The organism is Microcoleus sp. AT8-A3 (assembly GCF_036705675.1).
GTDB lineage: Bacteria > Cyanobacteriota > Cyanobacteriia > Cyanobacteriales > Microcoleaceae > Microcoleus.
In genome coordinates this window covers 45848-69878 of sequence record NZ_JAUBVD010000034.1, presented here as the reverse complement: position 1 = coordinate 69878, position 24031 = coordinate 45848, and the positions used below count along the sequence as shown (strand labels likewise).

Below are 24031 nucleotides of genomic sequence, written 5' to 3'. Positions count from 1 at the left end.
CGTCCCGCCCGTCCTTTCTGGGCGGGCGGGACGCCCATCCCACAAGAAAAAAGGGAAATTATTTAATTGACGATCCTAAAATCCCAAATCTAAAATCTAAAATTCTGTTAAAGCCATCCCCGCAGACGATAAACGATTAAGCCGATGTATTCTTTCAAAGCTTTAGTTGACTGGTTTAACTGATAGGTGTCCGGCAATAAATCCAAGGCGACTGATTGCCAATTGCTTTGGGATGCTGCGATATCCTGCTGCGTGATCTGAAAGTCTGTTGGTGCGGCAATTGCTTTTATTCCCTGACGCTGGAAAATTAAGAGCGATCGAGTCATGTGCATCGCCGATGTCACTAGCAAAACCGGCCCTTTTATGCCTTTAGCATCTAAAAGTTTCCGCACGTTGACGGCATTTTGATAAGTGTTGTGTGAATCGGGGTCTTGCAGAATTGCTGATGCCGGTACGCCCATTGTTTGGGCAATTTCTGCCATGTCTGCCGATTCGGGAGGCCCGCCACCTTTCCAATCTACTCTACCGCCACTAAGAATGAGCAGAGAAGCTTTGCCTTGCCGATAAAGTCGGGAACCGTAGATTATTCGATCGCCCGCTTCCGCTAATTCTACCCAAGGACGGGGAGGTAAAGCTGCTTTGACACCACCGCCCAAGACGATAATCGCTTCAGCTTGAGGGAGTTCGGCGGTTGGTAAGTTTTGCCATTCGAGCGATCGAACTAACGATTTTGAAACCCAACCGCTACTTCCGAGAAGTAAAATAATTAGAGCCGCAGCAATTGGCGCCGCCGCCCATTTCGGACGCTTCCAAAGTGTGATTAAAGCCGCCATCATTAACAGGCAACTCAACCCCAAAGGATAAATAAACAGCGGCAAGAGTTTCGACAGAAATACAAACATTCAATGAGAAATTGGCATTGGGAATTGGGCATTGGGCATTGGGCATTAGTGACTTTTAACTGTTAACTAATGACTAATGACTAAAGCTAGCGCCGATCCTCTGGTCCAGATAACCAGCCAAAAAATGTAGCAGCATCACCCCTAGAGGTTTTGCTATATTTATGGGCGTCCGTTTGCACTACTTCTTTATTGAGGATAGCATCCGAGGTTTTGTCCTTGGAATTTATATTCGGGTTGAGTAGTAATTCGTTGTGCCACCAAGCGACAATTAAACCTGCTGCCACGCCACCGATGACACCCAAGCCGAGACTCAGGACTAGCGTACATCCTACTAAGCGAAACCCAACGGTAAACAACACAAACCATATCAGCGCGGGGCTAAAGCCCTTGGAGTCTCCGGTAAATTTTGGCATAAGCTGCAACTTTTTTTTGTAATAAAACAGAAAGATATTTACAATATTAGCAGACAAGTAAGATTGCCAAGGGCGATCGAACTGCAACTACTCCCCACAAATCAAGTTTAATTGTACCTCTAAGTCTTGTAGGGTATCTATAATGTTTACAGAAATTTGCTCTAATTCTGTAAAAGGTTCAAAAGCTGCTTGCTGCGAGTTCAATAATTCTGCCGTCGCGTCGGCAATATCGCCCCGGCGCTGTTGCAGTCGTTCTCGCAATACTTCAAGTGGTGCGGTACAGTAAATGATTTGCAAGGGTAAGCCGTGGGATTGAGCCTGATTCATCGCATCGGTTCTCCAGTTTGGGCGATCGAACTTTGCATCTAAAATCACATCCCAACCTCGGTCAGCCAAAATTATCCCCAACTTTAACAATCTACCATAAGTCTGTGCCGTCATTTCATCCGAGTACAAATCTGGCCCCCCGCGTTCATTTAAAGAAATTCCGCCTAAATGTTTGCGAACAGCATCGGATCGAATGTGAATTGCCCCAGTGCGGCGAGCCAAATATCGAGCCGCTGTACTCTTGCCAGAACCCGATAAACCCGACATCAAAGTTAACTTTCCCCGGCGCGGTTTTGTGTATTGCCAAGCCAGTTTATAGTAATGAGCTGCTGTCTGTGAAATCTCGGCTTTTTGGGCAGTTGAAATAGCAGAATCGTCCAACATTAACGAAGTTACTTTTGCTCTAACATAAGCTTGACGGCTCAAATACAGAGGTAACAGTTGCAGTCCTTCCCAATCCCCTGTTTGTTCGATGTAAGTATTCAGAAAAGCATTACCCAAGTCTCTGCGACCCCGCGATTCCAAATCCATTACTGTAAAAGCCACATCGTACATCACATCAACAAAGCGAAAAGGCTCGTTAAATTCAATGCAGTCGAATAGCAATATTTTCTCTTGCCACAATGCTATATTTCGCAAGTGCAAATCTCCGTGGCACTCGCGAATTTTATTATTGGCAATCCGCAGATTAAATAACTCTTGATTTTTCTCAAAAAACGTATCAGTATAATCTTTAGTTTCCTGATATTGTGTCTGAGTCTGCGGCCCGCCGATATATTTTTGCGAAATCAGGTAATTGTTGTCTATTGCTGTGCGAATCTGACTGACTTCGCCAAATGTGCGAATGTAGCTATTACTAATTGCCGTGCTGTGAAAATTGGCAACTTCCCGCCCTAAGTCTGCCATAAGTTGCTCGGTCAACATTCCGCGTTCCAACAAACTGAGCAACAGCGAATCTTGAGGAAACTCCCGCATTTTCAGCACATATTCTACAGCAACTTCAGCCGGAGTTAGAGCAGGTAATTTGCTGCCAAATTGAAACAAATCCCCAATTTTAACAATTGGCAAAACTTCTAGATAAATTTCCGGTGCTGTGCGTCGGTTCAGCAGCAATTCTTCGTTGCAGAAATGGTGCCGTTTTTCCAATGTTGAATAGTCCAAAAATCCAAAATTGACAGGTTTCTTGATTTTGTAAGTATAATCTCCTGTCAGCAAAACAAAGGAAGCGTGAGTCTGAATTAGCTGCACTGGTTCTGTCACCCCGTGCGGGTAAAAACCGGGATGCAACATTTGCTGAATCAGAGGTGGGAGACAAGTCATAGCGATTTTAGATTTTGGATTTTAGATTTTAGATTGGGGATTTTGGATTGTGAATTTTAGATTTTAAGTTGGGGACTTTAGATTGGGAGTGGGGATGTTGACTTTAATCCGATTTATTATAGAGTTGATAGTTAGTGTAAAAAAAAGCAGCGATGACAGAAAATAATCAAGAATCTGGTTCCGTGGATGTGTTTGGCGTGGGAAATGCCCTGGTAGACATCCTAGCATTGGTGGAAGATGAATTTGTACTCGGCCACGGGCTGAATCGCGGCGGGATGACGCTGATGAATTCGGAAACCCAGGGGGGGATTTTGCACGATTTAGAACACAATTCGCTGCAAATGCGATCGGGCGGTTCGGCGGCAAATACGATGATTGGTTTGGCTCAGAGTGGCGGTAAAGCGTATTATTCGGGGAAGGTTGCTAAGGATACTAACGGCGAATTTTATCGGCAAGATTTGCTGGCGGCGGGGATTGATTTTAACGTGCATCCTGCTGCTGAGTCGAACGGGCCTACGGGTACTTGTGTAGTGCTGACTACGCCGGATGCGGAACGCACGATGTGTACTAATCTGGGGGTTTCTACTACTCTGGCTGCGACTGATATTGATGTCGATCGACTGGCTCACTGCAAGTACAGTTATGTTGAGGGCTATCTTTGGGATGCTCCCGATCCTAGAAAGGCTAGCATTGAGACGATGGAACAGTCTAAGCGTCTGGGCGTGAAGGTGGCTTTTACTTTTTCGGATGGCTTTTTGGTCGATCGATTTGCTGATGATTTTCACAAGGTGGTTTCGGAATATTGCGATGTAATTTTTTGCAATGCTGATGAAGTTCGGAGCTTTTTTAAGGAGGAATCTCTGGAAGAGTGCGCTCGGAAAATGAGCGAGATTTCGGATTTGGCTTTTATCACGAATGGGGATAAAGGCTGCATGGTGGTGGAGAACAAACAGATTGTTGATGTGGCTGGATTTCCGGTAAAGGCGATCGATACTGTGGGTGCTGGGGATGCTTTTGCGGGGGGTGTTTTGTTTGGAATTACTAACGGTTTGAGTTCTGTACAAGCGGCGCGCTGGGGCAATTATTTGGCTTCTAGGGTGGTGCAGATTCATGGGCCTCGGCTTGAGGGTTCTCAGGCTCATCTTTTGAGTGAGGTGATTTCTGGCTAGGAATTGAAATGGGCGATCGCACTTTTTGTGTTAAGGGCGATCGCACTTTTTTTAACCACAGACGAGCGCTGGTTTTTGTCAATTTTGCAGAATGTATTGACTGATAATATTTTTGAGTTCTTGAGGAGCTTCTTTGGCAATCGCCGCTCCTAAATCTGGACGCACAACCCACCACCAAACCAGTTGTTCTAAACGATCGGGAGGATTTTCATTAGGACACAATTCGATCGTACTTTCATTGACACCAATAATGTTAGCACAAAGGTCATTCGCAATGGTAACGCGATCGTCTAGATTTTCAAACTGTACGATGTCTTGCCAGCTAATTTCATTGGGAATAGAATTGAGGATTGATTGGATATCTAGAGTCAGCATTAAACTGTTCCTCCGAAAGCTATAATAACTCTAATGCCAAAGTCTTGTTGTTCTGCAAAAGATTGAGTGCTGAGCCACCCTCTCACGGTTAGAGTATTCGTACCTGTTAATTCTGGTTGGACGGAGTTGTAGAAATTGGTAATTTCCTGATGAATTGACCCAGTACCGTGTTCTAGCCGGACGAGATTGCCTGTATTGTGTATTGCTTCTGCCCCGAATCTCTGTAAATTTGATGTTGTTTGCCCAACTATATGATGCCACGCTAACCCCGATCCTGCCACCCCGATCGTTCTTTTAAATTCACCAAAGGTTTGAAAGCCTTGTCCGGGTGTTATGGGTGAGATGACAGTCCTTGATTCTAGTTCTCTAGCTAGTCGTCTCGCTATTTCTCGTCGAGTTTCGTCGGTCATTTATGCGAGTTAGATTTCACTACTTTGATTTAATTTTACGATCGTTTATCACGCTTAAATCCCGATCGGCATATTCCGAAAAGTCACCCAAATCGTGTACTTCACCTTTAGCTGCTTGTGCGAGGCCGCACTTGACTGAGGCTAATGCTTGGGGGTTTTGCCACAACCACTGTTCGCGATCGGGTATGTTGGTTATTGGGTCTAATAAAATTTGTCCGGCTTCGTTGACAAGAACGCGATACTCTGTTGACTTGGGTTCGAGGTTTAAACTTAGGTGTCCTTGGGTATCTGTGCTGATTAAGTTTTTCAGAATCGAAAACATATCTTTCACCTATTATAAAGTTAGGTAAAACTCTCAAGGGTAGAGTTTTACTCAATTCTAACAAATTAGATGTTGTTTGTCTATTCTGATTTTAAGGGCGATCGCACTTTTTGTCGTAAGGGCGATCGCACTTCATCATATTGCTGTGACGAAACTATTGGGCGACTTTCCTAAAGCGTTATCCTATCTGAGTGATTGGGTCGTTCAGGGGTATAGTAAATAAGGCATTTTTCACAATGTCTGGCTGCGTGTTGATGACGACACCAAAGATGTTTGTATAGACACCTATAATTTCGTTGTTTTCTGTGTACTGAATAATCGTGTCTGCAATACCATCTTGATTGACATCAGTAGGAGTGAAGGTGAGAATATCTATAGGTACGCCTCCATTGATGCCAATTAGATCGCCTTCACTCGCATTAAAGTCAAGTAACCAATCAGCAGTAGCAGCATTGGTTTCTTCTATACCTGTATCTGTTCTCAGGATAAAAACATCTGTCCCATTGCCACCAGTTAGCCGATCAGTTCCTTTTTCACCGATTAAAATATCGTCTCCATTATCGCCAAAAATTTCATCATTGCCTTGTCCACCCCGCACTAAATCATTGCCAGGGCCTCCTGAGATGAAATCATCACCTTCATTGCCGTTGAGAATGTCATTGCCATCGTCACCTAAAATGCGATCGCTTCCTTTTCCGCCTCGCAGGTAATCATTGCCGATAGCACCCTCGATAGTATCAGCACCTCTGGCTGCGAATACTACATCAGTTACGGGCGATCCTAAGATTTTCTCATTGTTATTAGAACCTAGCACACCCCCCGGATTTTCAGCCATTATTGCTTGAGTAATCTGAAATGTAGTTCCCGTATCTGTTGGAGGATTGACTTGGCTGGCACTTCTTATTGCTCTTGGAGCACCTATTAGAACATCTACTACAGCCCCTGCCAATGGGTAAACTATATCTCTCAAAATTCCATTTGTTGCATCAGCAATTGTGTTTCTAAAGCCCTTAACAGCCTCTTTAATATCATTGCTAAATAGACGTAGCGTCTCTTGATCTTGAGTAAAAATAGTCACTGGTACGATTTTACCAAATAAATCAGCGGTAGCTGTGCTATTCTCCGGTGAATCAAACTGTCCTACAGGTTCTCCATTTGAAGCAAAACCATATAGATCGAGGGTATATTCAGCACCCGCCACTTTAATTCTCTCTTCGGATAAACCTGCACCTGAAAAAGTTAGGCGATCTGCATCCAGAACCGCATCACCAGTTGTGTTATTTGTTGCTTGATTGTTAATTGCAAAATTAAACGTCTGGGGACTATTTTCGGGTTGGGTTATCGAAAGATTAATATTGAGAGTTGTATCTATTAATCTGGGTGAATCTTCGGCGTTTACTCCATTCCGATAAGTCAATTTACCAAGATTAAAAAGAATGTCTGTTCCTGTACTAAAAGGTTTACCGTCAAACTGGACAAAACTTACAAATTCCGGTGTTCCTAAACTGAACTTATTGCTACTGCCTCCAAAAGTGCCAGTCGTTGAGCCTGTGAAAGGTGGGTTGGTAGTATCAAAGTTTATACTACCTTTTTCTGAAGAACGCAATCGATTCAAATCGAATGTCGAGCCATCTTTTTGAGAGAAAGATGCTCCATTCCTTAATTCAGTATCTATTTTATGAGCGTAACCATGACTATCATTAAGAGGAATCTTTCCACCTGGTTGAATGAGTTCATTCTTGTTGAGATAAATGTCCTTTGTACCTATGGTATCTTGGTATCCTAATTTACTTGTATGAATCGCAATTACTTGTTTAGCATCAGTGGGGTCTAGGCGATCGCTTGGAGGAACTGGTTCTTCAACCACATCAGTTCCCGAGCCTATCGGTCTAGCCCTGATTCCAAAACCCGGCCCAGCAGCGTCTAAAGCAGTGATGAGATTTATCTGATTACCTGTTAGTTCTCGATACTTAGCGCCAGCAGAACCAGCGATATGACCCCCTAAACTGTGACCAATTAGTTCGGTTTTGTTAGGATTAACACCAACATTTTTCAGATACTCACCGAGCTTTTGACCTGCTTCTTTTGTATTTGCAGCAGCTTGTGAGTAATCAGTTTTAGCACCACTTTCCCAATCCATCGCGACAATATTTGCATTAGGATCGAGTTCTCGGATAGCCTGAGCTTTTTCTGCTACCCAGTCAGCAGGCGTAAAATTATTTCCTGCGTTACCACCTGTATTATTCCATCCATGAGCGATTACATAAGTATTCTGGTTTGGGTCAATGGATTGTGACTGGAAACCGTTATTCCCCCATGTATTAAAGTTAATCTCTCCAAAACTAGCCTGTACCATGATTCAAACTCCTTGTGAATGTCAATATTGAACTAAGCTTTTGAAAAAATTAATAACTAAATTGGATCGGTCTTTCACTCATCCCTTACAGGGGAAAAAGTATAAATAACAACTTTTTACCCAAGAATTTAAAAACCGATACCTAACCGCAAGGCAAATGCTTACTTACCTTGGCTTCACCCCGATCTGTAGCCGCCAGCCAAGCTCATCCTATGACAATAATCCATAATCTCTACGCTGTGTCGGCTCAAAGGCTCAGCATTTGGCTCAACAAAAAAGGCTCATTTAGCTCATTTGGATCATTTGGCTCATTTTTTGGCTCTCCGATGTGAGCTATAATCGAATTAGGGTAAAGTTGTGGTATCGGAGTAACAATGGCAGGTTTGCTCAGAGCATCCGAAGAAGGATTGAAAATTATTGATATGGTGCGACGCAATCTCGGATGGAATAAAACTGAGGAGGCCTGGTGTGTTGCCGCTTTAGTTTCAACAGCTACCTTAAAGCGGTTTTGGGCGAAAATAGAAATTAGACGAGAGAACTTTATCAATATTTGCAAAGCGGTAGAAATACACAACTGGGAATACATTGCTGAAGGCTACAAAAATATCAAAACAGAACCACTCTTTGTCGCCGCGATCGCAGATATCCCCCAAGACAGTGAAACCGATCGCACTTTCCCCCTCCCCGAAAACTTACCCCCCGTCAGAAATTGGGTACAGCGCACAAAAGAACTCGAAATCTTAAAAACTACTATTATTAACTCAGACATCATCGCCATCTCAATTGTCGGATTACCGGGCATCGGAAAAACCAGCCTCGTCAGCCAACTAATTCGCCAACTCCACACAGAAAAAACTCCCTTCACCTGCGCCGCTTGGCAATCCTTGCAATCCGCAACAGGCAAAGCACCCCCCTGCGATCGCACAATTGACTCCCTGCTATTCACCCTCTCCAACGGCGACATTACCGCAGCCGTCAATGCTCAAAATGACTACTTCAAAAAAACCGAAAATCTGCTCAAAATCCTCAGAGAAAAACCTTGCTTGCTCGTTTTCGATCGCGCCGACACACTTTTGCAAACAAGAGAAGCAAAAGCCGCTGGTTATTTCGCCGAGGATTGTGCAGAATATGCTTGGTTATTCAAACAACTATTAGAAACAGAACATCAAAGCAAAATCCTCTTCACCAGTCGCGAAAGCTTAGCCGAATTGCCGTCAACAGTCACCCGCGAAATCCAGCTAAACGGATTGGATCGAGATGCGGCAGTTGCCCTATTGCAATCTTTTAATCTGACTGCAAATCCAGAGGAATTCGCCGAAATGTGCGATCGCTATTCTGGACATCCCAAAGCCTTACAACTCGTCGCAGCCTTGATTCGAGATGATACCGAGTTTCAGGGAAATGTCGGGATTTTTCTGCACCAGAGAGACTGGTTGCTGATTCGAGATATTGAAAGTGCGATCGATGAAATGATAGCGCGTCTGGGCGACGGCTAGCAAACTTGTCTCAGCCGAATTTCTGTCTATCAAACCTCAGAATATCCGCTATCTTTTGCCGGAATTAGCGCTCAAATGCCAGAAGTTAGCAAGTATGAGCTTAAAGAAAATATTATTCAGGCACTCAAACGCAGACAATTGCTATATTACGATCGCCACCTCAAATCCTATCACTTGCATCCCCTAGTCCGAGAAAAGGGCGAGTACCTGCTAAATCAAAACCCTGAAAATCTCCGTACCGCCCACAGCCAAGCCTATAGTTATTATATCAGCATTCCCCTCAAACCAAAATCGGAATGGCAAGAAATCGAGGATATTAAGCCCCTAATCAGAGCGCACTATCATGCTTCTCAAGCACAAGATTTAGATGCAGCAAATGCGATCATTTCTGAAGTCTATGAGTATTTGCGGCAGTGGAATTGTGCTGAGTTAGTATGTGCAAATCTACCGTTGCCATTGTTAACGGAAGTAAAAAACATAACTTTGTAGGGGCGGGTTCACCAATAATAATTGCCCATAATCTACAATCTCATAAACCCGCCCTCGCTGGCGACAATTCCCATGCTACCTGAGATGTTGCACCTGCAGTCAATAAGTTTTTGGGTGGGTTGGGGCGGGTTTATTTAACCTGTCTGCAACTTTTAAAGCTATTGGTGAACCCGCCCCTACTTCACACGAATGGTGCAACATCTCAGATGGTACCGGACATAATATAACCTCTACATTTTGGCTGGTGAAACTATCGAAATAGAGATTTATCCTAACGGGCCATGGAGATACTCTGATGAACCGACCTAATTTTCAAACTATGAGCAGAAAAGAATTGCGAGCTTACGTACTTGCTCATCGAGAAGATAATGAGGCTTTCTATGCTTTTGTCGATCGGCTGCATGAATCTGTAGCCGTAACAGAGGCAGCAGTTGTTAAATGGTTGCATTTGCAGCACCCGCATCAAACTATTAATAAACTTCCCGAAAGCTACTCTAGCTTGACTTTGACAGATTTAGATGGAAATCAAACAGAAGTTAAAATTCAAACGATGGGCAGAGAACTGCCCACCAATAAGCCATTTATAGAGCTTTTAATTAACGACACGATTGCCGATAGACACAAAGAAATTAGAAAACTTATCACAGTTTGTGTAAGTAAAAATGAATCAAAGTCCCAACAGCTAGAAACAGAACTGACAGAAGCAAATTTTTCCATCCACGTCCAATCTTCGCTGGTAGTTGGCTATATTAAAACCGGAGGAACATTTCAGAGCCTGTAGGGCGCGCCAATTGCGGGAAAAGGTACGCTACAGCAGTTAAAATACTATTATCAGCGCAATTGGTTCATACCCATGCCCATTTATCACTTCAACCGCCTAACCGCCAAATTTTTTAGCAAGCTGCCGCTGCGAACGGTTCTGATTGTTCCGTTTGTTTTGCAAACGGTAAGTGTAGTTGGGCTAGTGGGCTTTCTTTCTTTCAAAAGTGGTCAGGAATCAATCGAGGATGTAGCACATCAGTTAATCGAACAAGTAGGAGAACGTACCCGCGATCGCCTTACGGATAATAATGGGCCCTCGGCAATCAATACCTTTTTGGCTAGGCTGCAATTCTCGGCGTCAGGACAAACTTTTATTATGGATCGATCGGGCAATCTGATTGCCACATCCACACTAGAAACACCCTTGGTGACGCCAACAACAAAAAAGCAACCGACGCCATTGCTAGCCACCAACAGCAAGGATGCCCGCACGCGAGATATTGCTCGACAACTCGCCAACCGATTTGGCAACTTCCGCACGCTGCAAACAACTCAGAAATTGACCCTGGCGAGTAAGGGCGATAGGCAGTTTGTCCGCGTTACTCCCTATCGAGATTTCCGTGGTTTGGATTGGTTGATTGTGGTAGTAGTGCCAGAGTCTGATTTCATGGCTCGCATTCAAGCAAATACGCGCCATACATTGTGGTTATTGATCGGTACACTGCCGCTGGCGATCGCGATCGGATTTTTGACTTCCCGTTGGGTAACAAAGCCAATTATGCGTTTGAATACCGCCGCCAAAAATGTTGCCACAGGAAAATGGGATCAACCTTTAGAAATTACACGCTTGGATGAAGTCGGATATCTCGCCAATTCCTTCAATTTTATGGCAGCGCAACTGCAACAGGCTTTTACAGACCAAAATTTTTTAAATGAAGCTTTAGCGCAAAGAGAGAGCCAACTCAAGCAATTTATCGAAGCCATACCTGCGGGAGTATCTATCCACGATGCTTCGGGTAAAGTCGTGTACTTCAACCAAACTGCCAAGCATTGGCTCGGCGTAGAAACTATTCCCGATGCAACTTTAGAAAAAGCAGTAGAAGTTTATCAAATCTACCGCCAAAACCAGCCGTATCCAACGGAAGAACTGCCCGCATTCCGAGCACTGCGCGGTGAAACAGTATTCGTTGAAGATGTAGAACTTCATCGAGATGGGCAATTTATTCCTTTTGAGGTGCGCGCCACACCAATTTTTGACGAAGGCGGAAATATTGTTTATGCCATCAATGCTTTTTATAACATCGCACAGCGCAAACAATCTGAAAAAATATTAACTGACTACAATCACACTTTAGCCGCCGAAGTTGCCGAACGTACCGCTGCTTTAGGTCGTGCTAACGAACTATTACAATATGAAATTGCTGAGCGCAAATTGCTCGAACAAAAACTTTCCACTTCTACTGAGCAAATTGTGAAAATATTTGAGTCGATTACAGATATTGTATTAATTTTTGAGATTCAAGAAGAAACCATCCAAATTATACCAACTAAGGGAATTTTTCAATACAACTATAATACGAATCAGATCGACTCCATCATCGAACATTTTTTTAATGAGGCAAGGAAGGAGATTTATTTTGCTCAAGTTCGACAGGCATTGGAAACCCAACAAACTATAAGTTTTGATTACAGTCTGCCGATTAATAACCAAGAAGTTTGGTTTGCTGCTAAAATTTCGCCACTTTCCGATAGCTCTGCGGTTTGGGTAGCGCGCGACATTAGCGATCGCCAGTTAGCCGAATCCCGACTGCTGGAAGCCCAAAAAATTGCCCGTATTGGCAGTTGGGAATACGATATTGCCACAGCAACAACTACTTGGAGTGAAGAACTCTATCGCATTTATGAGCTCGATTCTACTCAAAAACCGCTGCCAAACGAACAATTAATCGAGCGTTTTCATCCAGAAGATCGATCGCGCTATCTGACAATGGTGCGCGATCAAGCGATGAAGGGACAAAGCTTTGAAATCGATCTGCGGCTAATCCGAAGAGATGGCTCGCTCACTTACATTGAAGTCCGAGGGAAACCTGTTTATGATGAAAAACGGCAGTTGCTCCGTTTGTTCGGCACTGTCTTGGATATTAGCGATCGCAAACAAGCCGAGTCAGCTTTGCGAGAAAGCGCCCAGGGAGAACAAGCCATCGCCCGCAGCATCGATCGCATCCGTCAATCCTTAGATATTGACACAATATTCAAAACCACAACCTCTGAACTGCGACAAACCCTAAAATGCGATCGTGTCGGTATCTATCGCTTTAATCCTGATTGGAGTGGCGAATTTGTTGCCGAGTCAATGGCTCCAGGCTGGATATCTCTGATGCAAAAACCCGACGATGGTAATGTGCCAAACACTCTCGTCGAACACTCTCGCTGTACCGTGAAAACTATGCAAGCCTCCAGTGAACCAGTGCTGGATACCTATCTACAAAGAAATCAAGGTGGTATGTATGCTAGAGGCGTTCCTTACCGCATAATTGAAGACATATACAGCGCTGGGTTGAGTCCTTGTTACCTAGAACTTTTAAAACAATTTCAAGCTAGAGCCTACGTTATTTTCCCCATATTTTGTGGCAGTCAACTTTGGGGTTTGCTCGCCAGCTATCAAAATTCTGCACCCCGCACTTGGCGCGAAGCAGAAATCAATATAGCGCTGCAAATTAGCACTCAACTCGGCGTCGCCTTACAACAAGCTCAATTGCTCGAAGCCACTCAACAGCAAGCAGTACAGCTTCAACAAGCCGCCTGGGCCGCAGAAGCCGCCAACCTTGCCAAAAGCACTTTTCTGGCAAATATGAGCCACGAACTCCGCACCCCGCTAAACGCAATTCTGGGATTCTCGCAATTGATGCAGCGCTCTACCAACCTCACTCGCGAACAACAGGAAAATATCCGCATTATCAACCGCAGCGGAGAACACTTGCTAGCTCTGATCAATCAAATATTAGATTTAGCCAAAATAGAGGCGGGACGGATTACAATCAATCCAACAGACTTTCAATTAAGCAGCCTGTTGAACGATCTCGAAGAGATGTTTAAACTCCAGGCAAGGGAGCAACAATTGCAGTTAATCATTGACTGCTCTAGCGAAATTCCCGAATACGTGCAAACAGATCAAATGAAATTGCGTCAAGTTTTAATTAATCTGCTTTCTAACGCCATTAAATTTACCATGCAAGGAGTAATTAGGTTAAGAGTAAGTGCATTTATAGACAGTGAAAATCAGCAATTACCCATCAGTAATTACAAATTACATTTTGAAATAGAAGACACGGGTGCCGGCATAGCTGCTGATGAGTTAGATAAGCTCTTTCAACCCTTTGTGCAAACCAAAACAGGAACCAAATCTCAGCAAGGAACAGGCTTGGGGCTGGCTATCAGCCAACAGTTTATCAAGCTGATGGGCGGCGTGATTACTGTACGCAGTGAAGTTGGACGCGGCACCACCTTCGCGTTTGATATCCCCGTCAGCGCCGTTGATGCGCCTGCGACTCAACCCGTACACGAACCGCGTCGGGTGATAGCCCTGGAACGCAACCAGCCACGCTATCGTATTTTGATTGTGGACGATCGATCGGACAACCGCCAACTGTTGCTCAAACTCCTCGCTGGCTTTAACTTTGAACTCGAAGAAGCCAGCAATGGCATGGAAGCTATTGAAATGTGGTCGAGTTTTGAGCCACACTTAATTTTTATGGATATGTGGATGCCCCTGATGGATGGACATGAAGCGACCAAACGCATTAAAGCCACCGTTAAAGGTCAAGCTACGGCAATTATTGCCGTGAGTGCCGGTAACGCCGAGGAAGCGCAAACCGTTACTGTATCAGATGATTGCGATGACTTTATCCACAAACCCTTCGGAGATACAGAAATTTTTGCCACCCTGCACAAACATCTGGGAGTGCGTTACATTTACGGTGAACCGGAGAGTGTTCCCGATTCAACTCAAATCGAGGCTCCGACTCCAGAGACTCTTGCAGCTTTACCCGCAGATTGGCTGGCAGCTTTAGAGAAAGCCACAATTGAGTGCGATTTAGAGTTAATTCTGATCCAAATTGAGCAAATTCGCGATCGTAATGACGCTTTAGCTAGCGCCCTAGCCACATTGGCTAACGAGTTTCAGTTCAATCAAATACTAGCTCTCATCCATCCCGAAACGAAAGAGAATTGATATTATACCCGGTTCGTAGTGAGTACGATCGTCCTTATAAAACCCCATCGGGCGATCGTACTCACTACAAACCTATAAAGGTTATTTTACCAAACTAGATATGAATTACGAACCAACTCCCGTCTTAAAAGGGAATATTTTAATTGTTGATGATATTCCGGCTAATTTGCAACTTTTAGCTCAAATACTCTCGCAGCAAGGGTACAAAACACGCACCGCACCCGACGGCAAACTAGCGCTGCGGTCGATCGAATTAACTCCTCCTGACTTGATTTTGCTCGACATCATGATGCCCGGTATGGACGGCTACCAAGTCTGCCAAGCATTGAAAGCTTCTCCCACAACCAAGGACATTCCAGTTATTTTTATCAGTGCTTTGAATGAAGTATTAGATAAAGTCAAAGCCTTTGAAGTTGGCGGTATAGATTATATCACAAAACCGTTTCACGAACAAGAAGTTCTCGCCCGCGTTTCCAATCAACTCGTACAGCGCCAGTTGTTCCAGCAAACACAATCCTACGCCCAGCAACTCGAACAAACCGTAACTGAACTAAAGAAAACTCAAGCTCAGTTAATACAGAAGGAAAAAATGGCTTCTTTAGGTCAGCTAGCGGCAGGAATTGCTCACGAAATCAACAATCCCGTCAGCTTTATCTACGGCAATATTTCTCTAGCGGCGGAGTATGCGCGAGATTTGCTTCGCCTCGTCGAATTGTACCGACATTACTACCCCCACCCCGTTGCAGAAATTATCGGCGAATTGGATGAGATTCAACCCGAATTCATCGCAGAGGATTATCCAAAACTGCTGAATTCGATGACAGAGGGTGCTTCTCGGATTAGCGAAATTGTGATGTCTTTGCGGAAATTCACCCGCCTTGGCGAACAAAAGTACAAGCCAGTGGATATTCATGAAAGCATAGACAATACTTTAGTTATTTTGCAACATCGACTAAAGGGAACACACAAAGCTGGGGAGATAGAGGTCATTAAAAACTACAGCCAACTGCCAAGAGTCACCTGTTATGCCAGTGAGTTAAATCAGGTGTTCATGAACCTGCTAAGTAATGCTATTGATGCCCTGGAAAATCAATCGTCTCCCCGAAAAATTACCATCAGCACTTCAGTAGGTTTTGAGTCAGAAGCTGCGCTGCACAATCAAGATTCAATATTAGCCACTCACAACTATAAATCCGTTATTATTCACATTGCCGATAACGGTTGTGGGATGAGTGAGGAAGTGCGCCACCAGATATTTGACCCATTTTTTACTACGAAGCCTGTAGGCCGCGGTACTGGATTAGGGTTGGCAATCAGTCACGATATTGTAGTGGAAAAACATCGAGGTCAAATCAGTTGTATTTCTGCTCCGGGCCGAGGAACCGAGTTAATTTTGCAGATTCCGATATCTGTTAAATTTTAATACATTTCAACATTTTAAAATTTAACCGACCCAGAGAATATATGAGATAGATTGTACACGAGCATCTGTTTAAGGTAAAACCGATATTCCGTCAGTCCGTCAGGGGTTGAAACCCCTGCCTCAAAGTGAAAGTCCTCTAAAAGAGGACTGAATAATTTATTAAGCTGTTGGGCCTTTAAATTGTCTGTCAAAAAAAATCCAAGTCTTGTGGGGAGTAGGTGTTGGGCGTCCCGCCCGCCCAAAAATACAATCTAGATTCGTAACAGCTTAGTCCTCTTTTAGAGGACTTTCGCTATTAGACAGGGAATTCATTCCCTGGCGGACTGCCGGGTGAGCGGTATTTACTTTAAATCCAGCAATCCGCTAGTTTTCAGCTTGGGATTAAACCGGATTTCTTCTGTTACGCCGCGAGTTTTCAGCAGCGCGAAAATTTCATTTTCCACGCGCCGCGCGACATTTTTCAACAATTTATCTTTGGCAATTTCATCGGCGAAGATACCTTCATAATTTGCCGTTTCTTGGGCAGTCATTACAGTTTTTGTGTCGATGGGCTCGTTCCACTTGGCAGCATCGGCACCGTTACCTTGGGGTTGGGAACCGTTTTCGGCAATCCAACTTTCTCTAATGCTTTCTAGAATCGTGCGGCTGGGCTTGTCAATAGTTTGGACTTTCAGCCAGTAGCAATATTGGGTTTGGCGTACCAAATGCTGTTTGAGGCTGAGGTAAATGTCGCGAGAATAGCCGACAAATTGCAGGACTTTATCGCTGTCAAAAATTGCGTAAACGCCGATTTTTCCCTGGACAAAATCGGGCAATTTCCCCTCGGAGTCTATGTATGGAATGAATTCTAAGCTGGCGAGAGATTGAATGTCTTCTGTCATCCGATTTTAGATTTTAGATTTTAGATTTTAGATTAAACCACAGATGAACCAGCTTTTACCTAATTCTTAAAAACTCGATAGATTGCACAGAGGCGGCTGGGTTTAAATATTTTGGCTTGGAACATGAAATTAGGCGGGACGTTGACGATCGCAAAATCGCTCGATTGATGATACTTTTCAAATTCCGCAGGCATTCCCTTCGGCGTCTCGCTGCTGTAAGGGACTGGCTGAAACAGTAACTCGGCAAACTCAATGCGCGAGCATTGCAATTGTAGCGCTATTTGTTGGAGAAAGCTTTCACCGGTTAATAAACCGAACAGTGCTGTTTTAGCATCGGGTTCGAGGACAAAACTGCTATCGTAGCTTTCAATAATCTTAAGACCCATTTTCTGTATACTCCTGACAGACGGCGGTTAACGGTTATCGGTTAAGTGTTTTGAGCGATCGACTTAATCCTGAATTTTACCTGAGATTGACCGTTTTGAAGGCAGAAGGTCAATCGATTTTAGATTTTAGATTTTAGATTTTAGATTTTAGATTAAACAATTGAAGCATTAACTTGCGCGAGATGAATCACGTGGCGGGTATCCTGGATGCTTTCGGTGAAATAAAATACCACAATCAGGAAATTTTGACAAATAGGCCTGATTTATTTGCCGATCGCTTTTATCATGTCGGTATCGCCATCTATCCGACTACGACTAAAAGGCTATGCAGAAGATTGAAAAAGCATCATTCCCAGCTTCCAGAAGTGGCCCGAACCAGCCGGACTGGCTAGAATTGGTAGAATACGCCTCTGTTGCTGGTTCAGCTATTGGCACGATTGCTGCTGGATTGTCGGGCCAAATTGTCTACGCTGCCGCCCCCTTAACCGCAGCACTCTCGATAAATCTCGCCAATCGCCAGCGTTTCGAGCAACAAATGCAACAAAAGGCAAATTCTGCGATTACGGACGTACAGGCCTCCGTAGAACGTCGATCGCAACAAGTTCAGATACTACCTGGAGAACCTGCGGAACTCTACACCGCTGTCTCCGATTTGCAGCAAAAACTCCTGGGCTTGGAATCCGGCGTCATCGCCGAGGTACAAGCTGCCGTAGCCTCCCTCGAACGCCAAGCCCAGGCGCTGCCGGCTGATTCTCAGGAACTCTACACCACCCTGTCCGATTTGCAGCAAAAACTCCGCATTTTGGAAAATAGTGCCCTGAGAGAGCATGATTGGGAAAATGTCAACGTCCGATTTTTATTGATGGGCGAACAGTTAACTGAAGTTAAAACTATTACGGCTCAGTTACAGGAGCGATCGAACGAAGTAGACTTTGATACAATCCAAGGTTCTCTCCAGCAATTGCAGGACTTGCTCGATCGACCCACAATAGACACAGGGATGTTGCAAACCGAGATTCAGCATTTGCAGCAGCAAGTTTCCGAATTGCAGCGACAAAATCAAGAAATTGTCAAGCCTTATTTGCAGCGTCTGACTCGCGCCGTGAAGAAACTATCAGCAAATTAGTCTTACTTATTCGTTTTTCGTAGGGTGCAGCGCGGGCATCTTCCCGCAGTCTTTTGTAGGGTGCGCCGGGCCGCGCACCTTACCAATGAGAAATTACCCGTTACTAAATTTTTGCCAAGCTTGCCAGAAAACATAAATCGATAACACTGCCAAGAGCGATCGAAAAGCTAAACTAACAATACGATCGGGCAATCTCGGCAAAAACCGCGTGCTCACCTGCGCGCCCAACAAACCGCCGCCGCCAAGAATTAACCCCACAACCCACAAAACATTCCCGCGCGCCGCGTGTCCCGCCGTCGCCGAAATTGCCGTGATGACGATGACGCCCAAGCTGGTTTGAATTGCGGTTTTAATGCTTTCTCCTAACAGCAAAATTTGCAGGGGAACCATAATTACGCCGCCGCCTACGCCGAACAAACCCGCTAATAAACCCGCCGCACTGCCGGTAGCAATTTTAGCAAAAGTTGGATGGAATAAAATATTGGAATTATTGGGTAATTCGTGATTAGTAATTGGTAATTGAGCATTTTCTCCTTGTCCCGCTTGTCCTCCCAGTTCCCCTTGTTCTAGTTCCGCTTTCTTCTTAGCTGTCAGGTGCTTGCGAACTTCAATCAAATAAATATTCAACCACAGCAACAACCCAAAAGTAAGTAACAGCAAGTAAGGCGGAAATATCCCCGCCAAATAAGCACCGATTTGTGCGGTGATGACGGCGGGAAATCCGATGCCTGCGACTTGACTCAAGTTGAGGTAGCCCATGCGCCAATTCTGGATGCTGCCAGAAATAGCTGTAATCACGATCGACAAACCGCTAGTAGCAACCGCTTGCACCGGAGCGTAATTGAGAGCCACCAGCAAAGGCACGAGCACCGTACCGCCGCCGATACCCAAAAATCCAGCTAGAATTCCGGCAAAAATTCCCGCCGCACCCAACATCAATAATTCAGTGATAGTCATTAGTCATTAGTCAGTAGTCATTAGTCAGTAGTCAGTAGTCAGTAGTCATTAGTCATTAGTCATTAGTCAGTAGTCAGTAGTCAGTAGTCATTAGTCATTAGTCATTAGTCAACAATCAACAATCAACAATCAACAGTCAACAGTCAACAATCAAATTTTAAGAATCATTAGTCGTGCCATCGGGCATAATTGCCCGCCTCAAATCTGCATCGCGGAAGTTAGTTCGATTGAGATTAGCATCAATCAAAACCGCTTCCACCAAAACAGCCCCGCTAAAATTAGACCAGCACAGCTTGGCACGGTACAAATTAGCACCGCTCAAATTAGCTCTTGCCAACGTTGACCAACTCACATTAGCAACTCTCAAATTAGCATTGCTCAGATTAGCGTCGGTGAGATTAGCTCCAACCATCGTTACTTGGCGCAAGTCTGCACCAGCCAAGTTTGCCCCGCTCACCATCGCCCCGCTGAGAATTGCCTGATTTAGGTTAGCTCTTTCTAAAAGCGACTCGCTGAGGATGGCATTTGTCAGGTTTACCGCTTTGAGAGTTGACCAACTCAAATTTGCCTTCATCAAATTAATGCGAATCATGCTAGCCTCGGTTAAGTTTGCCGCAAACAAATTCGCTTCGGTAAAGTTGGCTTCGGTCAAATTAGCTTCCGTCAAATTAGCCTTAGTCATGTTGACTTCTCTGGCCATTGAGCCGCGCAGGTTGGCTCCCATCAGGTTAGCCCCGCTGAGATTGGCACGGCTCAAATCGGTACCGATGAGATTTGCTTCGCTGAGGTTGGCTTCCGTCAAGTCCACCCCTGCCAATTTCACCTCGCGCAAGTTCGCTCCCGTCAGGTTAGCGCCTTTGAGGTTTGCGTCTTGGAAATTCGATCGGGTAAAGTTAGCCTCGCTGAGGTTTACCCCTTTTAAGTCTGCCCCGACGAGGTTAATCTCTCGAAAATTTCTTTCTCCGGCCGCATATTGCCTCAGAATTCGATCGGCCTCCATGTCATTCGCCTCGCAATTTTTTTTAAACGTTAGAGTGATGGGTGTTACCACATCATCCCAGATAACCACGGTATTCACTCTGCACGCTGTAGTATCTGTAGAATCTTTGCATTGCTTTCCGGGCACTGCGGTGCCACTGCCTCTTAAAAGGCCTGACAAATATGAACGCTTCTGAGAAAATTAAAAATAGCGTAAAACTCTCGGCACTGGGCAGTCAACAGCCAGCGGCAAAGAAAAACAGACAACAGACAACAGAACAACCGACAACTAACTGACAAAGGAAATTTTAAAATGCCTGAAAATTTGAGAAGCCAAGCTGTGACTGGAGGCGTGCAGCGCGCGCCCAACCGAGCAATGCTGCGGGCAGTCGGTTTTGGTGACGGCGATTTCACCAAGCCGATTGTGGGGATTGCCAACGGGTACAGCACGATTACGCCCTGCAACATGGGATTAAACGACCTCGCTTTGCGGGCTATTGCGGGTGCAAAGGAAGCTGGGGCGATGCCGCAGATGTTCGGTACGATTACTATCAGCGACGGAATCTCGATGGGAACAGAAGGGATGAAATATTCTCTGGTGTCGAGAGATGTGATTGCGGATTCCATCGAAACAGTTTGCAACGGCCAAAGTATGGACGGGGTGCTGGCTGTCGGCGGTTGCGATAAAAATATGCCGGGGGCGATGATTGCGATCGCCCGCATGAACATTCCTGCTATTTTTGTTTACGGCGGCACGATCAAACCAGGACACCACAACGGACGCGATTTAACCGTTGTCAGCGCTTTTGAAGCAGTCGGCCAATTCAGCGCGGGCAAAATTGACGAAACAGAACTCAATGCAGTCGAACAAAAAGCTTGTCCGGGTGCGGGTTCCTGTGGCGGAATGTTCACAGCAAATACCATGTCGAGCGCTTTTGAAGTGATGGGCATGAGTTTGCCTTATTCTTCGACAATGGCTGCTGAGGATGCCGAAAAAGCTGACAGCGCTGCCGAATCTGCAAAAGTGCTGGTGGAAGCTGTCCGCAAACAGTTGTTACCGAGCCAAATTTTGACACGCAAGGCCTTTGAAAATGCGATCGCCGTCATCATGGCAGTCGGCGGTTCAACCAACGCTGTGCTGCATTTATTAGCCATTTCCAATGCGATCGGCGTTGAACTGTCCCTCGACGATTTTGAAACTATTCGAGCAAAAGTACCAGTGCTGTGCGACCTCAAACCCAGCGGCAAATACGTAGCAACCGATTTGCACACAGCCGGCGGCATTCCTCAAGTAATGAAAATGCTGCTAGAACAGGGTTTGCTGCACGGCGACGCCCTGACAATTACCGGTCAAACTGTTGCCGAAGTGTTAGCAGATATTCCAGCCGAACCCCGCGCCGACCAAGATGTCATCCGCCCTTGGAACAACCCGCTTTACGCCCAAGGACATTTAGCAATTCTCAGGGGAAATCTGGCAACAGAAGGAGCCGTTGCTAAAATTACTGGCGTTAAAAAACCGCAAATTACCGGCCCGGCGCGGGTATTTGAATCTGAAGAAAATTGTTTGGATGCAATTTTAGCAGGCAAAATTCAAGCCGGAGATGTGATTATCATCCGCTACGAAGGGCCCAAAGGCGGGCCGGGAATGCGCGAAATGTTAGCACCAACTTCGGCAATTATTGGCGCAGGTTTAGGCGATTCTGTCGGGTTAATTACTGACGGTCGCTTCTCGGGCGGAACTTACGGCATGGTGGTCGGTCACGTTGCACCAGAAGCACAAGTAGGAGGCACAATTGCTCTGGTAAAAGAGGGCGATTCGATTACGATTGATGCTAACAATCGCTTGTTGCAGCTCAATGTTTCTGATGCAGAATTGGAGCAGCGGCGCGCTCTTTGGCAGCCTCCTAAACCTCGCTATACTAGGGGCGTTTTGGCTAAATATGCTAAGTTGGTTTCTTCTAGCAGTGTCGGTGCTGTGACTGATTTGGGTTTGGGTTAAACTAGGAATTTTTTTTAACCGCAGATGAAGCCAGATAAACGCAGAGGAACGCAGATAAAATCCTATCTGCGTTCCTCTGTGTCCATCCGCTGATATCTGCGGTTACAAAATCCCAAATTAACGGCGTTGATTCAAAAAGCGGCTAGCCATCGACATTGCGTCAGTAATATCTACGTCGCCATCTCCATCTGTATCTAAAAACGTATTCAAAACGGGATTTCCGCCCTGGGCTGGATTTTGGGCGTTGCCGCCGGTTTGTAGCAAATTCAGTATGAGCGGCACCAAAACAGGTATCATCGCCTGCACTGTGGTGTTATTCAAACCAGTTCTTTGGGCTATATCCGTCACTATCTGCGTGAGTTGGCCGGCTCCGAACAAACTCTGTACTGCTTGGGGATTGGGATTTGTACCGCTAAATTGGTTGACAACTTGTTGAGCTTGTGCGTCTCCTGACTGCGATCGCACGTTTTGCAATGCCGATCGCACGTATCCGCCCAAAACCGACATCGCCAACTGAGTCGTACCCGCATCGATGCCCTGGTTGCCGCTCAACTGCTCTACCGCACCGAGAATGTTGCCCAACTGATTGGGACTTGCTTGTTGGTTGGGATTGTCGATCGCGCTCAAAATTTGGTCAAATAGTCCCATAATTTTCGCTCCGTACAGTTGTTTCTCAACTTTAAATTATAGCAACTCCTGTTTTTCAAGATTACCGAAAATAGTTGGGATTTGGGTCTTATAGCAATCATAAATGATTTGTGTAATTCTTGTAGGGTTCTCCCCACGCCCGGTTGCCCCGATGCAGGCTGGGGTAGGCAAAGAAAGGCACTACCCCTACATATTTTTACAACTGATGCGAGGATTGCAATATAACTCATCTATTGGCGTAGCGACAGCCCTTCAAGAAGCAATCTCATACCATTTTAGATTTTAGATTTTAGATTTTAGATTTGGAATGAATTATGGCCTCAGAGTTGGGATCCCGGGCCTGCACTTGCCTTCTTTTTTGAAACTCGTTTCTCCTCTAACTTCTACTCCATGAATTACGGCGTAGGCGAGATATAGCAACCCTAAATCATTCGGGTAATTATTGTAGGGGCAATCCCACGCCCGGTTGCCCCGATAGATAGGGGGTAGGCAAAGAAAGGCACTACCTACAAATTTACATGAATCATTTAGGATTGCTATATAACTCCGCTTCAAACATTTGTGTCGCTAATTCATCTTTTTTAAGATGTTGCCAATTCCATTTAATTGGGTTCATTTGGGAACAATCTTCTGGCAACAAGAAGATATATGACCCCTGCTTCTCCCACTTTGACCCTAACTGTTGGACTTGCCTTAATCGGTGTATTAAGCCATTGTTTTGTAGGATTATGCTGAGCGTCCAAAAGGTTTAACCTAGCCTCTCTCCAGCGTTCTAATTTTCAAGTAATTCGCTTAGGAAATAAGAGTGTTTGTTCATGGCTTAATCCCACTCCACGAGATATGGCTGGTAGTGTTTTACGCTTAATATCAGAAAAGCCCCAGATGAAAGTAATTAAACGCATCACAACTTCTCACTTGGGGGAATAGCGATCTGTATACTGTAGAATTCCCAGTAATCGTCAAGAGTCAACAAATTTGATCGTTACAGCGCCTTCTCCGAGATTTCACTTAATCCAGTAAAGGGTTGAGGGCAATTCCTGTTTTTATCATCTCATGAAAAG

At 45.0% G+C, this 24031-nt stretch carries 20 protein-coding genes and 1 pseudogene; 9 read left to right on the top strand and 12 right to left on the bottom strand.

The features are described 5' to 3' along the window. Nucleotides 1–107: 107 nt before the first annotated feature. The 3 genes from QUB51_RS19430 to QUB51_RS19420 form a co-directional block, all read right to left on the bottom strand. On the bottom strand, nucleotides 108–902 hold the full coding sequence (locus QUB51_RS19430; RefSeq protein WP_333260287.1) for a YdcF family protein: 795 nt from the start codon (nucleotides 900–902) through the stop codon (nucleotides 108–110). An 86-nt stretch (nucleotides 903–988) separates the two neighbouring features. Further along, nucleotides 989–1315 (bottom strand): hypothetical protein, encoded by a 327-nt coding sequence (locus tag QUB51_RS19425; RefSeq protein ID WP_333057513.1) that lies wholly within the window; start codon nucleotides 1313–1315, stop codon nucleotides 989–991. Nucleotides 1316–1402: 87 nt separating this feature from the next. Further along, on the bottom strand, nucleotides 1403–2962 hold the full coding sequence (locus tag QUB51_RS19420; RefSeq protein ID WP_333260290.1) for an AAA family ATPase: 1560 nt from the start codon (nucleotides 2960–2962) through the stop codon (nucleotides 1403–1405). A gap of 152 nt (nucleotides 2963–3114) precedes the next feature. Here QUB51_RS19420 and QUB51_RS19415 point away from each other — a divergent pair, with 152 nt between their 5' ends. Then, nucleotides 3115–4131, top strand: a complete 1017-nt coding sequence (locus QUB51_RS19415; RefSeq protein WP_333260293.1) for an adenosine kinase — start codon at nucleotides 3115–3117, stop codon at nucleotides 4129–4131. A gap of 78 nt (nucleotides 4132–4209) precedes the next feature. Here QUB51_RS19415 and QUB51_RS19410 read toward each other — a convergent pair whose 3' ends face one another. The 4 genes from QUB51_RS19410 to QUB51_RS19395 all read right to left on the bottom strand — a co-directional run bounded on the left by QUB51_RS19410 (nucleotide 4210) and on the right by QUB51_RS19395 (nucleotide 7594). Beyond that, nucleotides 4210–4506: a hypothetical protein gene (locus QUB51_RS19410; RefSeq protein WP_333260296.1), complete on the bottom strand. Its 297-nt coding sequence runs from the start codon at nucleotides 4504–4506 to the stop codon at nucleotides 4210–4212. After that, a complete protein-coding gene (locus tag QUB51_RS19405; RefSeq protein ID WP_333057506.1) occupies nucleotides 4506–4916 on the bottom strand; it encodes a hypothetical protein in 411 nt (136 codons plus the stop codon). Before QUB51_RS19405 ends, QUB51_RS19410 begins: the two co-directional genes overlap by 1 nt. A gap of 19 nt (nucleotides 4917–4935) precedes the next feature. Then, nucleotides 4936–5238, bottom strand: coding sequence for a hypothetical protein (locus QUB51_RS19400; protein WP_333057505.1), 303 nt, complete (start codon nucleotides 5236–5238; stop codon nucleotides 4936–4938). A gap of 178 nt (nucleotides 5239–5416) precedes the next feature. Further along, entirely contained in the window at nucleotides 5417–7594 is a 2178-nt protein-coding gene (locus QUB51_RS19395) for a choice-of-anchor K domain-containing protein (protein ID WP_333057504.1), read from the bottom strand. Between the two features lie 374 nt (nucleotides 7595–7968). Here QUB51_RS19395 and QUB51_RS19390 point away from each other — a divergent pair, with 374 nt between their 5' ends. The 6 genes and pseudogenes from QUB51_RS19390 to QUB51_RS19370 all read left to right on the top strand — a co-directional run bounded on the left by QUB51_RS19390 (nucleotide 7969) and on the right by QUB51_RS19370 (nucleotide 15995). Further along, nucleotides 7969–9090 carry an NB-ARC domain-containing protein gene (locus tag QUB51_RS19390; RefSeq protein WP_333260300.1) on the top strand — a complete coding sequence of 374 codons (1122 nt, stop codon included), beginning with the start codon at nucleotides 7969–7971 and terminating at the stop codon, nucleotides 9088–9090. A 75-nt stretch (nucleotides 9091–9165) separates the two neighbouring features. After that, nucleotides 9166–9579 carry a hypothetical protein gene (locus QUB51_RS19385; protein ID WP_333208192.1) on the top strand — a complete coding sequence of 138 codons (414 nt, stop codon included), beginning with the start codon at nucleotides 9166–9168 and terminating at the stop codon, nucleotides 9577–9579. A gap of 228 nt (nucleotides 9580–9807) precedes the next feature. Next, nucleotides 9808–9888: pseudogene (locus tag QUB51_RS30445) on the top strand (DUF6888 family protein); the annotation flags it as partial. Then, the gene (locus QUB51_RS19380; RefSeq protein WP_333260303.1) at nucleotides 9875–10360 is read left to right on the top strand and encodes a DUF6887 family protein; all 486 of its coding nucleotides are present in this window, start codon (nucleotides 9875–9877) and stop codon (nucleotides 10358–10360) included. The pseudogene QUB51_RS30445 and the gene QUB51_RS19380, both read left to right, overlap by 14 nt. Nucleotides 10361–10432: 72 nt before the next feature. Further along, on the top strand, nucleotides 10433–14572 hold the full coding sequence (locus QUB51_RS19375; protein ID WP_333260306.1) for an ATP-binding protein: 4140 nt from the start codon (nucleotides 10433–10435) through the stop codon (nucleotides 14570–14572). Between the two features lie 100 nt (nucleotides 14573–14672). After that, nucleotides 14673–15995, top strand: coding sequence for a response regulator (locus tag QUB51_RS19370; RefSeq protein ID WP_333208195.1), 1323 nt, complete (start codon nucleotides 14673–14675; stop codon nucleotides 15993–15995). A gap of 341 nt (nucleotides 15996–16336) precedes the next feature. On the opposite strand, the gene QUB51_RS19365 is transcribed toward QUB51_RS19370, so the two are convergent. Beyond that, a complete protein-coding gene (locus QUB51_RS19365) occupies nucleotides 16337–16876 on the bottom strand; it encodes a GIY-YIG nuclease family protein (protein ID WP_333056630.1) in 540 nt (179 codons plus the stop codon). A gap of 59 nt (nucleotides 16877–16935) precedes the next feature. Continuing rightward, the gene (locus QUB51_RS19360; protein ID WP_333056631.1) at nucleotides 16936–17262 is read right to left on the bottom strand and encodes a hypothetical protein; all 327 of its coding nucleotides are present in this window, start codon (nucleotides 17260–17262) and stop codon (nucleotides 16936–16938) included. Between the two features lie 325 nt (nucleotides 17263–17587). Between QUB51_RS19360 and QUB51_RS19355 the strand changes: the two genes are divergently transcribed. Next, nucleotides 17588–18388, top strand: a complete 801-nt coding sequence (locus QUB51_RS19355; protein WP_333260309.1) for a hypothetical protein — start codon at nucleotides 17588–17590, stop codon at nucleotides 18386–18388. Between the two features lie 93 nt (nucleotides 18389–18481). On the opposite strand, the gene QUB51_RS19350 is transcribed toward QUB51_RS19355, so the two are convergent. Both QUB51_RS19350 and QUB51_RS19345 read right to left on the bottom strand, forming a co-directional pair. Next, nucleotides 18482–19345 carry a sulfite exporter TauE/SafE family protein gene (locus QUB51_RS19350; protein ID WP_333056634.1) on the bottom strand — a complete coding sequence of 288 codons (864 nt, stop codon included), beginning with the start codon at nucleotides 19343–19345 and terminating at the stop codon, nucleotides 18482–18484. Nucleotides 19346–19502: 157 nt separating this feature from the next. After that, nucleotides 19503–20345 carry a pentapeptide repeat-containing protein gene (locus QUB51_RS19345; protein WP_333056685.1) on the bottom strand — a complete coding sequence of 281 codons (843 nt, stop codon included), beginning with the start codon at nucleotides 20343–20345 and terminating at the stop codon, nucleotides 19503–19505. A 291-nt stretch (nucleotides 20346–20636) separates the two neighbouring features. Here QUB51_RS19345 and ilvD point away from each other — a divergent pair, with 291 nt between their 5' ends. After that, nucleotides 20637–22322 (top strand): dihydroxy-acid dehydratase, encoded by a 1686-nt coding sequence (ilvD, locus tag QUB51_RS19340; protein WP_333056635.1) that lies wholly within the window; start codon nucleotides 20637–20639, stop codon nucleotides 22320–22322. Between the two features lie 117 nt (nucleotides 22323–22439). Here the strand turns inward: ilvD and QUB51_RS19335 are convergent, their stop codons facing one another. After that, complete coding sequence (locus QUB51_RS19335) at nucleotides 22440–22970, bottom strand: hypothetical protein (RefSeq protein ID WP_333056636.1); 531 nt, start codon at nucleotides 22968–22970, stop codon at nucleotides 22440–22442. Nucleotides 22971–24031: the final 1061 nt, after the last annotated feature.

Excerpts from the sequence above, each read along its gene's own strand:
- QUB51_RS19430 (WP_333260287.1), bottom strand. The coding sequence starts at position 902 with ATGTTTGTATTTCTGTCGAAACTCTTGCCGCTGTTTATTTATCCTTTG.
- QUB51_RS19425 (WP_333057513.1), bottom strand. The coding sequence starts at position 1,315 with ATGCCAAAATTTACCGGAGACTCCAAGGGCTTTAGCCCCGCGCTGATA.
- QUB51_RS19420 (WP_333260290.1), bottom strand. The coding sequence starts at position 2,962 with ATGACTTGTCTCCCACCTCTGATTCAGCAAATGTTGCATCCCGGTTTT.
- QUB51_RS19415 (WP_333260293.1), top strand. The coding sequence starts at position 3,115 with ATGACAGAAAATAATCAAGAATCTGGTTCCGTGGATGTGTTTGGCGTG.
- QUB51_RS19410 (WP_333260296.1), bottom strand. The coding sequence starts at position 4,506 with ATGCTGACTCTAGATATCCAATCAATCCTCAATTCTATTCCCAATGAA.
- QUB51_RS19405 (WP_333057506.1), bottom strand. The coding sequence starts at position 4,916 with ATGACCGACGAAACTCGACGAGAAATAGCGAGACGACTAGCTAGAGAA.
- QUB51_RS19400 (WP_333057505.1), bottom strand. The coding sequence starts at position 5,238 with ATGTTTTCGATTCTGAAAAACTTAATCAGCACAGATACCCAAGGACAC.
- QUB51_RS19395 (WP_333057504.1), bottom strand. The coding sequence starts at position 7,594 with ATGGTACAGGCTAGTTTTGGAGAGATTAACTTTAATACATGGGGGAAT.
- QUB51_RS19390 (WP_333260300.1), top strand. The coding sequence starts at position 7,969 with ATGGCAGGTTTGCTCAGAGCATCCGAAGAAGGATTGAAAATTATTGAT.
- QUB51_RS19385 (WP_333208192.1), top strand. The coding sequence starts at position 9,166 with ATGCCAGAAGTTAGCAAGTATGAGCTTAAAGAAAATATTATTCAGGCA.
- QUB51_RS19380 (WP_333260303.1), top strand. The coding sequence starts at position 9,875 with ATGAACCGACCTAATTTTCAAACTATGAGCAGAAAAGAATTGCGAGCT.
- QUB51_RS19375 (WP_333260306.1), top strand. The coding sequence starts at position 10,433 with ATGCCCATTTATCACTTCAACCGCCTAACCGCCAAATTTTTTAGCAAG.
- QUB51_RS19370 (WP_333208195.1), top strand. The coding sequence starts at position 14,673 with ATGAATTACGAACCAACTCCCGTCTTAAAAGGGAATATTTTAATTGTT.
- QUB51_RS19365 (WP_333056630.1), bottom strand. The coding sequence starts at position 16,876 with ATGACAGAAGACATTCAATCTCTCGCCAGCTTAGAATTCATTCCATAC.
- QUB51_RS19360 (WP_333056631.1), bottom strand. The coding sequence starts at position 17,262 with ATGGGTCTTAAGATTATTGAAAGCTACGATAGCAGTTTTGTCCTCGAA.
- QUB51_RS19355 (WP_333260309.1), top strand. The coding sequence starts at position 17,588 with ATGCAGAAGATTGAAAAAGCATCATTCCCAGCTTCCAGAAGTGGCCCG.
- QUB51_RS19350 (WP_333056634.1), bottom strand. The coding sequence starts at position 19,345 with ATGACTATCACTGAATTATTGATGTTGGGTGCGGCGGGAATTTTTGCC.
- QUB51_RS19345 (WP_333056685.1), bottom strand. The coding sequence starts at position 20,345 with ATGGAGGCCGATCGAATTCTGAGGCAATATGCGGCCGGAGAAAGAAAT.
- ilvD (WP_333056635.1), top strand. The coding sequence starts at position 20,637 with ATGCCTGAAAATTTGAGAAGCCAAGCTGTGACTGGAGGCGTGCAGCGC.
- QUB51_RS19335 (WP_333056636.1), bottom strand. The coding sequence starts at position 22,970 with ATGGGACTATTTGACCAAATTTTGAGCGCGATCGACAATCCCAACCAA.